This is a genomic window from Streptococcus sp. DD12 (assembly GCF_001578885.1).
In the GTDB taxonomy this organism is placed as follows: Bacteria; Bacillota; Bacilli; order Lactobacillales; family Streptococcaceae; genus Streptococcus.
Genome location: NZ_KQ969495.1, coordinates 427,270 through 439,364 on the forward strand (window position 1 = coordinate 427,270; position 12,095 = coordinate 439,364).

The following is a 12,095-nucleotide window of genomic DNA, read 5'->3' on the forward strand; positions in this document are numbered from 1 at the left end:
AAGGCAGGCTTACGGGACGACCTATTTTGTAGCTGATTTTTTGCTAGATGAAGAGGACTTGTCCGTTTTTCCTTTGGCCTTGTCTTTTGCAGGAGCTTTTCCAGGAGCTTTTCCAGCATCAGCATTACCGTTAGGGCCTTCCTCGTCGCCAGTGACGCTAGCTAACATGTCATCCGTTACCTTGTTGTCTTTAAGGCTGGTCGTGACAGCATTTTCAGCGGTTTCCAGCTGACTTTCCAAATCAGCAGCTTTTTCTGTATAACTAGCGTAGGCTGTTGACCATTTTTCTTTAAGGGATTTTAGGGAAGCCACATCAGCTTGTAAGGTGCTCTTTTCACTATCTGATAAACTATCACTGGCTTTAATGCTGGCAGCCAGGTCAGTCAAATCGTCCGTGCTTAGGTCACGTAAGGATTGTGGCAACCAAGCATCGTCCAATTTTTCCCAAAGGCTGGAGTTTTTCGACATCAGGCTATCAAATTCAGTATCCAAAGAGGACAGGTTATCGCTATACAATTTGTCCAGTTGATCAGACAGACTGCTAGCCTTGTCGATGTTAGTTTTGCTCTTTTCTAAAGCAGCTAAGAAGGTTTTTTTGTCTGCGCTGGAAAGGTCGGACTTATTGACCGCTGATGTCCATTGGTCGTAGGTTAAGGTTTGACTGCTATTGCCCTCAAAATCCTCTTGTGATGAGAAGTCTTCCCCCTCAAAGTCCATTTCTCCTTGCTCGCCGCCGAAGCCTGCTTGGCTTTGGAACTGTTCCATCTCTGGCCCACCGTGATTGGCGACCGCATAGCCGATGGCACCACCTGCAGTACCAACACCTAGGACAGCAACACTGATGAGTGCTGTCTTTTTCCAGTGAGTTTTAGCTTGTTGGGAAAATGTAGAAAGTTTGTCTTTTAAAGTCATGGTTTTACCTCATTTGTTTTAGTGATGACTTTAGTATAAACCAATGCTTGCCTTAAAGTTCGGTGGTTTTGCGGAAAAAGTGTGGCAAAACTGTGGCAATTATTTTTTTACAAAATAAAACGTTTGAGGTTTAGCTCCTCAAACGTCTTGGAAGACTGTTATAGCATTGTTTAGTTGACGGGTAATTCAATCGTAAAAACAGTCTCTTGAGCAGTTGAGATAACCGAGACATCTCCGCCGTGCTGACGTATAATGTCTCGCGCCATGGCCAGACCAATCCCGAAATTGCCCTCTTGCCCCTTATAAAAGCGCTCAAAAAGGTGAGGCAGGTCTTGGTCAGGGATGCTGGGCCCATCGTTACTGATGGCTAACAAAAGACGGTCATCTTGGACTTTAGTTTTTAGCCAGATACCTGTTTTGGCATAGCGGACAGCATTCGTCAAAATGTTGGTTAAAGCACGGGATAACAGCGACTCATCGGCCCTAATGTCCACATGGGCCTGGGCAAAATCATGATGAAAACGAACCCCCTTGTCTTGTGCTTGTTGCTGTAGTTGCCAGGTCACATCATAAATCAAGTCGACCAAGTCAAGGCTTTCTTTGTTTAAGGCCGTCTGAATGGTTTCTAAACGTGACAAGGTTAAGATGTCGTCTACCAACAGTTTCATTTTCTGGCTTTCATCTAAAATAACCTGAGCAGCTGCCTGCGTATCCGATAAGACACCTTCAGAAATCCCTTCAGCATACCCCTGGATAGACATCAGAGGCGTGCGTAGTTCATGGGAAGCATTTTGGAAAAAAATCTGTTGACTGGTTTGATTCTGCGCAATCATGTGATCCATCTGTTCAATACTTTCACGAACTTCAGTGAATTCGCGATAGGCTAAATGACTGGTATTTTCCGTCTTTTGCCGTTTACCAACTTGGATAATATAGGTTTTTAAAGACTGAAAACTAGCATTAAGCTTACGTGACGTTAGAAAAATACGCAGAGCGGCCAAGGTTCCAATGGCTAACATGAGCAAGGCCAAGTAGGTATTAATGGCTTTGGTGAGGCTAGTGATGGGGGCTACTGAAAAATAAACAAAAACATAGTAGGTCTGACTATCATTATCCGAAGCAGCGATGTAATTGCCCATGAGTTTTCCCTGATAGGAACGGACCGCCACGGCATAGTTTTCGCCATTACGGCTGATGGTTCTCGCTTTTGGGGGCTCAAAAACATTTCCCTCAGGCAAGTCATCTGGACTATCTGGCACCTCTGGTAAGTCATTCCATTGGTGACTGTCCTCGTAAAGTTGATCGGTCAAATCATCACTAAGGGTATCATCCGAAAAAGCATCATCATTGCCGGAGGCATACTGAACCTTGCCCTGACTATCTGCGATGACATAGAGCGTCGTAAAGATGGTCTGAGTGGTTTGTTGATTAGCGGTCGTTTGTCCTTGATAGAGCGCATCAAAACGGGAAAACTGATCGGCTAAGGCTTGCTCGGTTTGTTCAGCCATAAAGTAGCGAATTGCTAAATTAAAGGCAAGAAAGATCCCCAAAAAAGCCAGAAAAATCACAGACAGCGGTTGCAAAAAGAGGGTCGTTCTGAGCCTGCGATTGCCACTTGTTCTTTTTAGTGATTTCAACCTAGTCCAAAGATTTCGTAACCAATTTAAACCCATAGCCCCATACTGTTTCAATAATGACATGACTTTCTACCATCCGTAATTTTTTTCGCAGGCGCTTGATGGTATCATCCGTCACGCGCGTTTCAACATCGCTGGCATAGCCCCAGATAGCTTCTAAGAGCTCATCGCGGGACACGGCTGCTCCTTGATGTTGCATGAGCATCTGCAGAAGATCGTATTCTGTATTTGTTAGCTTGATTGGCTGGTCCTGATAAAAGGCCTGCCGTTTTTCAGCAGACAAGTGCAAACCACCATATGACAAGGGACCCAAGTCCTTTTTCTCAGGTCGGTCTAGGGCTTGCCTTTGAATAATGGCCTTGATGCGTAAGGTTAATTTGACGGCTGAAAAAGGTTTTGTGAAGTAATCATCCGCCCCAGTTTCAAAACCTTGAACAAAATCAAGGTCGCTGTCTCTAGCCGTCAGTAAAATAATAGGCACTTCAGAGATAGAACGGATTTCCTTGGCGATGCCAAAACCATCCGTCCCTGGCATCATAACATCTAAGACCACAACGTCAGCAGGCTCTTTTAAAAATGCGACCAATAATTGGTCACCCGTCTCAAATAAACTGACCGTCATCCCTTCTTTTTCCAAAAAGGAACCAATCAATTCTCGGATATTGCGTTCATCATCTGCGACATAGACACGCGCCATAGGTTCACCTCTCCTCTCTCTCTAGCTTTTTTGAAAGCATCCAAGCTCTAATGCTTTTCATACTAGCATATTTTTTGAAAAGGAGCTAGTAAAGCATTATTTTGCTATCTTTTGCGCGAAAATGCAACTTTTTGTTGAAACCGTTTTCTTTTAGCAGTAAAATAGATGTATAGAAACAAAAAGGAAAAGAGGTTTTGTTATGAAAGCTGCAACCTACGTTTCTGCCGGCGAATTACACCTGACAGATAAAGAAAAACCAAAAATTCTCCAAGGCACAGATGCCGTTGTGCGTTTGCTTAAGACCACTATCTGTGGAACGGATTTACATATCTTGGGAGGTGATGTCCCTGCCTGCAAGCCTGGAACCACTCTGGGGCATGAAGGAATCGGTATTGTTGAAGCCGTTGGCGATGCTGTTACTAACTTTAAGGTGGGGGATAAGGTCATTATTTCTTGTGTGACAGCCTGTAACACCTGCTACTACTGTAAAAAAGGACTTCCATCTCACTGCCAAACCGGTGGCTGGATTTTAGGCCACTTGATCGAAGGCACCCAAGCAGAATATGTTCACATTCCGCATGCTGATGGCAGTCTCTACCACGCTCCTGAAAGTGTGGACGACGAGGCGCTTTTGATGTTGTCTGATATTTTACCAACCTCATACGAGATAGGTGTTCTTCCTTCTCATGTCAAACCCGGCGATACCGTTTGTATCGTGGGCTCAGGCCCTATCGGTCTGGCTGCTCTCTTGACTGTTCAATTCTATTCACCTGCCACCATCATCATGGTGGACTTGTCAGCCCAAAGACTAAAAGCAGCCAAACGGTTCGGAGCAACCCATACCATTGCGTCTGGCGATGTCACTGAGATTAAAGCCTTTATCGATGAAGTCACCAATGGACGTGGCGTTGACATTGTCATGGAATGTGTTGGCTACCCACAAACCTTTGATATTTGCCAAAATGTAGTGGCTATTGGTGGTCACATCTCCAATGTCGGCGTCCATGGCAAACCAGTTAGCTTTAACTTGGATGACCTTTGGATAAAAAATATTACCCTAAATACAGGGCTGGTCAATGCCAACACCACTGACATGCTCCTGAATGTTCTCAAATCTGGAAAAATTGATGCCAGTCAACTCGTTACACACCACTTCAATCTCTCAGATGTCGAGGCCGCCTATGATGTCTTCAAACACGCAGACCAACATCAGGCTCTCAAGGTTGTCATCACCAATGACATCACACCAACTTAAGACAAAAAGTGTGCCTGTCAGCCCTAGCTCTTCGAGTTACGGCAAGATAGACACACTTTTTTTGTTTTAGCGTTTTCTACTAGTCTTTAACAGGGCCTCTTTGCGACCACTTTAGCGTCACTCTTGTCCCTACTTCTACTTGACTTTCTACTAAAATAACAATCCCTAGCTGGTCTAAGACTGTTTTTGTCATGTAAAGTCCCAAACCAGTAGCCTTACGGTAACGACGGCCGTTAAAGCCCGTAAAGCCATGGTCAAAAAGACGTGGCAAATCCTCTTCTTGAATGCCGATGCCCTGATCTGTTATCACAATACTTTCCTCGGTAATCAGGATAGTCAGCTCAGCCCCTGGTGGACTATATTTTAGAGCATTATCTATAATTTGTGTTAAGGCGAATTGTAGCCATTTGGCATCTGTAAGCACTTGAGCCTGACCTTTTAAAGAGAAACTGATGTGTTTTTGAATAAAGACCAAGCGATAGGACTTGATGATGTTTTTGACGAGTGTTTCTAGGGCTATCACTTCAAAGCGAAAATCGCTAGCATGTCCCGTAAATTTCATAAAATTCAAGAGATTAGCGACATTATTTTCGAGTTCTAGTAGTTGAATACCAACATCTTCCTTATTGAGTTGGTCCGTTTGTTGCATCAAAGATAGGGCAGCCAAAGGAACCTTTAATTGATGCGCCCAGAGTTGAACCATGTGTTGTGTCTCTGACAACGTTTTACTCAGTTCATGGATTTCTTTTCGGTAGTCTTGTGCTTGCCTGTCTAAAAGCTTTAGAAAAGCTTCTTGTGTTGGTAAGGAAAAGGCGTCTTCGTCTATCAAACGGATGTCATCAAGTTGACGCATCTGCTGGTAAAAACGATAGGCAGAAAAAGCTAAGACCCCCAGCAGAAATAAGAATGAAAAGAGCACCATCATCCCAAAATAGACTAAGGGTAAATGATAGAGTATGGAACAACTAAAAAACACAGCCAGTATGCCGGCGTAGAGGAAGAAAAGTTGCCGTTTTTCGCGTAAAAAAGCTAAAATCATATCAAACTATACCCGACACCCCTAATGGTATGAATGGCCACGCAGCCGATAGAAGACAATTTTTTTCTTAACCTGGTCATGTTGACACTCAAGGTATTGTGATCGATAAAATTTTCACTCTCCCACAAGCGGTTTAACAAATCTTCCTTTGTGACAACCTGCCCTTGGTTTTCGATCAGTAATTGGAAAATTTTGCTTTCTGTCGGGCTTAGGGCTACCTCTTGGCCATCAGCCTTCCTCACGAGACCGTCTCGGGTCAGTTCATAGTCCTGATATAAAAACCGTTTGGCTTGGTTAAACTGCTGACTGCGCCGTAAAAAGGCGCTGATTTTGGCTTCCAAAACAGCTAGGTTAAAGGGTTTTGCGATGTAATCATCCGCTCCCATATCCAAAGCCATAACCATATTCATCTCATCATCACTGCTTGAAATGAAAATAATAGGTGTCGTCATCTGTTGCCGGATTTCTGTCGTCCAATAAAAGCCGTTAAAATAAGGCAGGGTAATATCCATCAATATCAAATCGGGTTGTGCCTCAACTACTTCTCTTAAAATGTCACGGTAGTTCTTAACAGTTGTGACAGTATAGCGTTCTGACAAGGCCTTTTTTAGCAAGCTTACAATTGTGGCATCGTCTTCAATGATAAATAGGCTTGGTTGCGACATGATAAATTTCCCTTTTCACTAGTATTTCGCTTATTATATCATACTAGCCAGCCTAGCGCATGCCACTAAAAAAACCTGAAAAGCGAACTGATCTTGCTTCTCGGGTTCTTTAGGTAAGAAATGCCTTAAAAACTAGAGCTATTAGCGCGCAATAATACGGTAATAGGTACGGCTCGTAAAGCGATAAATGAGGTAATAGAGTGTTCCGATTAAGAGGATGGTCAGACCACTCACCCAGTAGACCATTTGCGAGTCCATGACCCCAAATAACAAGAGGACTTGCTTAATCAAGACGAGTGCAGCCAAGAAATGCAGAATAGCCATTGTCAGAGGGCCAAAAAAGACAAATAAGGTTTGGGCACTAATGGCTTTCTTGATAGACTGTGAGCTCATCCCTACTTCTTGCAGAATTTGGTAGGAGCGTCGATCCTCTTGGCCTTCAGAGTATTGCTTGTAATAAATAATCAATGCGGCCCCCAGCATAAAGCTAATGCCTAGCATAAAGCCTGTAAAGACAAAACCGCCATAAATTTGATAGGTAGCATTCCGAAAATCATCTTTGAGGTCGAGGCTTCCAATCTCTTGTCCCTCATCATTTAAGAGATTTCCCTGACTGTCGCCAAGTTTTTTGGCCTGCTTGTCTGGAAGATTGACAAAAAAACGATACAAGTGTGGTAAGGGATCTGGATAATACGCTTGAACGGCTGATACAAGAGCTTGCTGGACAGATTCATTGCTAACAACTAAGAGGTTGCCGTTGTAGGTGTTGGCTAAGTCTGGGAAATTGGCGCGTGAAAAGGTTTTAACATTGGTTAACTGATGGCCTAAAAGATTAATGTCTTTGACCTCCTGGTTTCTATTTGGAAGGACCAGAGCAGACTCATTTTCTTTTAAGTCTGGCAAGTCGTTACCAAGCTCTCGAAAATCACTTTGCGTCACAATATAGGTGTAGCCCAGTTTATTAAAATCAGGATGTGAAATATCCTGCGGCCCAATGACGGTCTTTCTTTGGTCTGGTACTGGAATACCAACTACGTATGTGTCATAGCTGAGGCTATTTGTCGTGGCTACCCCTTTGGCTTCTAACCACTGTCTAGATAGGGCTTTCAGGTCTTGAGGAGTCTGGTTAGCCATATTGAAGGTAAGAGAAACAGTTCTCGGAAAAAGACTTTGACTTTGTCCCTCGATATTAGTATAAAGGGCTGTTGTTGTGGCAATGGCAACAAAAGACATACAAGATAGTAGTGTAATACTAGCCATGCCAACGGCATTTTGCTTCATGCGAAAAAGCATTTGAGAGACCGTGATGAAATGTTTGGGCTGGTAATAGTACCGTTTATTGCCCCTGCGCCATTTCAGATAGCGAGCGACAAAGGAAATGTAAAACAAATAGGTTCCTGTAATCACTAAAAGAACGGCAGCAAAAAATCGGTAAAGGGCGGCTAAAGCGCTGAGATTATTGGAAGAGAGGGCAAGATAATAGCCTATTCCTAACAAGAGGATAGCCAGTATTGCTAAGAGGGTATTGCCCTTGGCCTCACTTTCTCCTTGCTTACTTTGTCCGAAAAGTCCTAAAGCAGATTGGCGGCTGATTGTCACAAGCCCAACAATTTCTAAAAGCAGGAAAATAGCTCCGAAAACCAGACTTGACAGCAAGAGAGCCAAAGGGTTGACATCCAGGATTAACTGCTTGTAGTGGACGAGATTGACAAAGAAAAGGTAAAAAAGTTGAGACAAAATCAAGGACAAAAGAGACCCTAGGAGGATAACCATCAAAGCACTTAGGAGTAATTCCCAGGTGGCAACAGCTGCTACCTGCCATTTTGTCATGCCCAAGATATGATAGAGACCAAAAGTTTGACTCCTTTGTTTGAGTAAAACGTGATAACTATAGATTTCCATGATAACCGCAAAGATTGTCAGTATCACTAAGGCTAAAAACAACAAGGATGCCCCAAACCGCATGTGGCTAGTCATGGAACTAAATATGATGAGACTGGTCGTGCTCCAAAGGACAAACAATACCGTACTGGCTAGTAAAAAGGGACCGAACTGCTGTAGCGCATTTTTGATATTGTTAAAGGCGAGCTTAAGATAAAGCATACTAGTCACCTCCCAACAAGGCACTCATGGCCAGAGAAATATCCCGATTGAATTCAGATAAGGATTTGTCTGCGCGGTACATCTGATGGAAGATACGACCATCCTTGATAAATAAAACACGGTTGGCATGGCTGGCCGCATTAGCGGAATGGGTTACCATCAAAAGTGTTTGCCCTTCTTGGTTGAGCCTTTCAAACAAGTCTAAGACGCGTTCTGAATTCTTATAATCTAAGGCAGCTGTCGGTTCATCTGCAAGAATAAGTTTTGGCTTATTCATGAGACTACGGGCAATAGCAACCCGCTGCTTTTGCCCACCGGACAATTCAAAAGGGCGCTTCTCTAAGAGATCATCGATGGCCAATAAAGGTAACATCTCATCCAAACGCTTGGTCATTTGCTCATACGGCTGCCGACGCAATACCATGGGTAAAAAGATATTGTCCTTGACTGATAGACTATCAACCAGATTAAATTCTTGAAAAACAAAGCCTAGATTTTCGAGGCGATAGGCAGCAAGTTGACTGTCTTTAATGCTTGATAAATCCTGACCATCTAGAGCCACATAGCCTTTACTTGGTTTTTCCAGTGTGGCTAAAATGTTCAGTAAAGTTGTTTTACCTGAACCGGATTCCCCCATGATGGCTATGAATTCACCAGTATCAACCTGAAAGTCAACATCTCTCAAGGCTTGAGTTTCTTTTCTGGAGTAGCGCGTGCGAAAGGTTTTTTCTAAGTGATGAACTTCTAATAACATATCCTTCTCCTTTTTGACATATTTTTAGATATGTCTTTTTATGCTGAGGCTCATTTCCCTCACTGCACTGTTATTATAACCTAAAATGAAAGGGTCTGTCTTACAGGCTTAGCTGGCTGTCTTACAATCTTGTAAGACAAACAAAAAAAGGTCCTGTCGCAAGGCTTATGCGATAAGAACCTTTCGCTAATTGCTTAGCCGTTAAACACTGGCATGAATGTAGTCGATCATGTCATCGACAGCTTCTTGTGTTTGTGCAGTCAGAATGTAGAGGTCATCTCCTTGCAACTCTGAAAAAGCGCGTGGCATCCGTTCGATTTTCTTGAGTGCCTTACCGTAATGTTGCTTAACTTCTTCTTGGCTATGAAGGTAGTTTTTACTATCACGGCGAGCGGTGGCCAAGCAATACTGTGGTTCAAATGCTCTCTCAGCCACAGGGTTTCCAGCGACCACATCCGCATAATCCCGGTAAAGATCAATGGAATGGGCATAATTATAGACATCGATGGTAAAACCACCAGCTGGACGGTTATTGTACTCTAAGGCGATAAAGTCATCACCATCACGGAAAAATTCAATATGGAAGAAACGTTCTTTCATCCCAAAAGCTTTGATAATGGCATGTCCATATTCTTTTAATTTAGGATCAATTTCCTTAAGCACGTAGTAGGAATTTTCCTTTTTCTCTGTGATGAGCTCCAAAGGGGTATACTTGTAATCAAAACTGGTCTCAAAGACGATATTTCCCTCATGGTCCAGCAAACCATCAAAAGTACAGATTTTACCACTATTGACAAATTGCTCAAAGAAGTAAACTGTCGTCTTATCCCAGTCCGCTTTAAAACGTTCCACATCTTCAGCTGTTTCAAGTTTGTAGGTTGCCGCCGCACCAACCCCGTTATCGGGTTTTGCAATCATGGGCAAACCAATTTTTTTAACAGCCATATCGACAGCCTGTAAGGTTTTTACTACCTGTCCAGGTACGACAGGGACCCCTGCTTTTTTAAACATCTTCTTCATTTCAGATTTGAATTTTGTTTTTTTCAAATCCCGTGGTTTAGCCCCAAAGATGTTAAATTGTTCCCGTAAGGCTGCATCCTGCTCCAACCAGTATTCGTTATGGGATTCGATACGGTCGATAGGGCCATGCTTATAGAACAAGAAAGCCACTGCTTTTTTAACTTCTTCTAGGTCTTCCAAATTATTGACCTTAAAATACTCGGTTAAAGCACCCTGAAGTTCGCTACCAAGTTGTTCGTAAGGCTCCTGACCAATACCCAGAACGGTAATCCCTTTTTTAGCCAGTTCAAGCGTGAAAGGTTGGAAATTTTCAGGATAGTAAGGGGAAATGACGATAACATTCATAAATGAAGACTCCTTTTAGTAACCAAGTGTTTTCAGGTAATAAGGCATTTGCTTGCGCCACCAGATCCAGTCGTGGGCAACATCTTGCCCCCAAACATCAAACCAAGCTGGGATTTGTTTGCTTTCAAAAGCCTCCCGTAGGGTATTAAAAGATGGTAGACCATCTTGTTCCCAATCCCCCAAACCGGTGCAGACGATAATATCAGCCTGGCGGTAACGGTCGATAAACCAACCGTCATTTTGGTTCCAAAGGTAGTCTGCTGGTGAGTTTTGGTAGACGGCTTCATCGCCACCATAATCATTGCCTTGATCAAAGAAACGCGCATCATAAATACCGGACAAGGCGATTACTTTAGTAAACACATCTGGGTGCTGTAAGAAGAAATTGACGGCGTGATAAGCTCCCATAGAACAGCCCGTCACCATCATCCCGTCATACCAACCCGTCAAATGCTTGATAAAAGGAATGGCTTCGTCAATGACATAATGCTCATATGCTCGGTGAGCCTGAGCCCGATCATGCATAGACTTGTAGTCTGCCAACCAACTTTCCTTGTCGACGCTGGTCAGGGTGAAAAATTGTACCCGACCACTCTCAATGCTGTCACGGCAGGCTTCTATCATACCAAAGTCAGCATACTCTGAGAAAGATCCGCCGGATGAGGCAAAAACAACAATAGGCAAACCAGCATGACCATAGCGGTTCACATTCATTTCACGGCCAAGATTACCTGACCAGTGGCTTAAAAATTCAACGTGCATTATAAATTCCTACCATTTCTCACTAAAAAATCTAAAACATTCTGGCAGATATTCTGCCCAAGCCATCTCGTTGTGAATAGCTCCAGAGATAATCTCAATCTTGGTATTTTCCAAGGGAATGCCACCTGCCAACAATTGTCGGTAATAAGTCAGGCTCGAATCAATGTAAGCCTGTTTGATATTACCAGCCATCAAGGTCTTATCGGTGTCATCAGCTTCTTCAGTTCCGACATAGATAAAGACCCTTTGCTCAGGATCCAAGTCCTGACGGGCAATGTAGCGGTCGAAAGCTTGCTGATGTAACCAGGTTGCTGTTGAGAAAACACCAAGACAACCAATCTGCTCCTGATAAGCTAACCCCATAAACTGGGTGATATTACCACCGAGCGAAGACCCAATCATAGCCGTGTGGGCTTTATCTGACAAGGTCCGATAGGTTTCATCAATAAAGGGTTTAACCACATCCATGACAAATTCCGCATATTCGATCCCCTTGCCTCCTAGCTCTGCACCTGGGATGGCTGTCTCCTTGTACTTCCAAGCTGAGTACTCATTCATCCTTGCAAAGCCATCGTTATCGATAACCACCACAATCATGCGGTCAATATCGGGATTACGCTTAATCGTCGGAATCACTTTCCAAGAATGCCCAGAAAAAGCTTCTTTACTATACAGGACATTTTGACCATCGTGGAAATACACCACAGGATAATGCCTGTCCGTATCCCGGTTGTAGTTTTTGGGAAGGAGAACACGGACACGACGAGGTTGCCCTGTGTAAGGCACCTCAAGCTCATGCGTCTTCATCTCCAAATAAAAATAAGATGTGTTCATCCGTTCGCTTTCCTCTCTATTTTAAAACTATTTTATCATAAGATAAGCAAAAAAGTTAGGGATTCCCTAACT

At 43.4% G+C, this 12,095-nt stretch carries 11 protein-coding genes; 1 reads left to right on the forward strand and 10 read right to left on the reverse strand.

Annotated elements, in window-relative coordinates:
* Nucleotides 1–21: 21 nt before the first annotated feature.
* The 3 genes from STRDD12_RS02055 to STRDD12_RS02065 form a co-directional block, all read right to left on the reverse strand.
* On the reverse strand, nt 22–912 hold the full coding sequence (locus tag STRDD12_RS02055) for a hypothetical protein (RefSeq protein WP_066914472.1): 891 nt from the start codon (nt 910–912) through the stop codon (nt 22–24).
* A gap of 170 nt (nt 913–1,082) precedes the next feature.
* Nucleotides 1,083–2,420 carry a sensor histidine kinase gene (locus STRDD12_RS02060; protein ID WP_231853437.1) on the reverse strand — a complete coding sequence of 446 codons (1,338 nt, stop codon included), beginning with the start codon at nt 2,418–2,420 and terminating at the stop codon, nt 1,083–1,085.
* Nucleotides 2,421–2,550: 130 nt separating this feature from the next.
* Nucleotides 2,551–3,246: a response regulator transcription factor gene (locus STRDD12_RS02065; RefSeq protein WP_066914477.1), complete on the reverse strand. Its 696-nt coding sequence runs from the start codon at nt 3,244–3,246 to the stop codon at nt 2,551–2,553.
* 199 nt (nt 3,247–3,445) lie between these two features.
* Between STRDD12_RS02065 and STRDD12_RS02070 the strand changes: the two genes are divergently transcribed.
* Complete coding sequence (locus tag STRDD12_RS02070; protein WP_066914481.1) at nt 3,446–4,501, forward strand: zinc-dependent alcohol dehydrogenase family protein; 1,056 nt, start codon at nt 3,446–3,448, stop codon at nt 4,499–4,501.
* Nucleotides 4,502–4,580: 79 nt separating this feature from the next.
* Here the strand turns inward: STRDD12_RS02070 and STRDD12_RS02075 are convergent, their stop codons facing one another.
* The 7 genes from STRDD12_RS02075 to STRDD12_RS02105 all read right to left on the reverse strand — a co-directional run bounded on the left by STRDD12_RS02075 (nt 4,581) and on the right by STRDD12_RS02105 (nt 12,023).
* A complete protein-coding gene (locus STRDD12_RS02075) occupies nt 4,581–5,540 on the reverse strand; it encodes a sensor histidine kinase (protein WP_066914483.1) in 960 nt (319 codons plus the stop codon).
* Nucleotides 5,537–6,208 (reverse strand): response regulator transcription factor, encoded by a 672-nt coding sequence (locus tag STRDD12_RS02080; protein WP_197456659.1) that lies wholly within the window; start codon nt 6,206–6,208, stop codon nt 5,537–5,539. Before STRDD12_RS02080 ends, STRDD12_RS02075 begins: the two co-directional genes overlap by 4 nt.
* A 138-nt stretch (nt 6,209–6,346) precedes the next feature.
* The gene (locus STRDD12_RS02085) at nt 6,347–8,308 is read right to left on the reverse strand and encodes an FtsX-like permease family protein (protein WP_066914487.1); all 1,962 of its coding nucleotides are present in this window, start codon (nt 8,306–8,308) and stop codon (nt 6,347–6,349) included.
* Nucleotide 8,309: 1 nt separating this feature from the next.
* The gene (locus tag STRDD12_RS02090) at nt 8,310–9,062 is read right to left on the reverse strand and encodes an ABC transporter ATP-binding protein (RefSeq protein WP_066914489.1); all 753 of its coding nucleotides are present in this window, start codon (nt 9,060–9,062) and stop codon (nt 8,310–8,312) included.
* A 201-nt stretch (nt 9,063–9,263) separates the two neighbouring features.
* Nucleotides 9,264–10,427: an ATP-grasp domain-containing protein gene (locus tag STRDD12_RS02095; protein ID WP_066914491.1), complete on the reverse strand. Its 1,164-nt coding sequence runs from the start codon at nt 10,425–10,427 to the stop codon at nt 9,264–9,266.
* Nucleotides 10,428–10,442: 15 nt separating this feature from the next.
* Nucleotides 10,443–11,189 carry an esterase family protein gene (locus tag STRDD12_RS02100; RefSeq protein ID WP_066914493.1) on the reverse strand — a complete coding sequence of 249 codons (747 nt, stop codon included), beginning with the start codon at nt 11,187–11,189 and terminating at the stop codon, nt 10,443–10,445.
* Nucleotides 11,190–11,198: 9 nt separating this feature from the next.
* Entirely contained in the window at nt 11,199–12,023 is an 825-nt protein-coding gene (locus tag STRDD12_RS02105) for an alpha/beta hydrolase (RefSeq protein ID WP_066914495.1), read from the reverse strand.
* Nucleotides 12,024–12,095 lie beyond the last annotated feature (72 nt).

What these genes read in the sequence shown, in the direction of transcription:
- STRDD12_RS02065 (WP_066914477.1), bottom strand. Translation starts at nt 3,246, where the DNA reads ATGGCGCGTGTCTATGTCGCAGATGATGAACGCAATATCCGAGAATTG.
- STRDD12_RS02055 (WP_066914472.1), bottom strand. Translation starts at nt 912, where the DNA reads ATGACTTTAAAAGACAAACTTTCTACATTTTCCCAACAAGCTAAAACT.
- STRDD12_RS02095 (WP_066914491.1), bottom strand. Translation starts at nt 10,427, where the DNA reads ATGAATGTTATCGTCATTTCCCCTTACTATCCTGAAAATTTCCAACCT.
- STRDD12_RS02090 (WP_066914489.1), bottom strand. Translation starts at nt 9,062, where the DNA reads ATGTTATTAGAAGTTCATCACTTAGAAAAAACCTTTCGCACGCGCTAC.
- STRDD12_RS02070 (WP_066914481.1), top strand. Translation starts at nt 3,446, where the DNA reads ATGAAAGCTGCAACCTACGTTTCTGCCGGCGAATTACACCTGACAGAT.
- STRDD12_RS02075 (WP_066914483.1), bottom strand. Translation starts at nt 5,540, where the DNA reads ATGATTTTAGCTTTTTTACGCGAAAAACGGCAACTTTTCTTCCTCTAC.
- STRDD12_RS02085 (WP_066914487.1), bottom strand. Translation starts at nt 8,308, where the DNA reads ATGCTTTATCTTAAGCTCGCCTTTAACAATATCAAAAATGCGCTACAG.
- STRDD12_RS02100 (WP_066914493.1), bottom strand. Translation starts at nt 11,189, where the DNA reads ATGCACGTTGAATTTTTAAGCCACTGGTCAGGTAATCTTGGCCGTGAA.
- STRDD12_RS02060 (WP_231853437.1), bottom strand. Translation starts at nt 2,420, where the DNA reads ATGGCTGAACAAACCGAGCAAGCCTTAGCCGATCAGTTTTCCCGTTTT.
- STRDD12_RS02105 (WP_066914495.1), bottom strand. Translation starts at nt 12,023, where the DNA reads ATGAACACATCTTATTTTTATTTGGAGATGAAGACGCATGAGCTTGAG.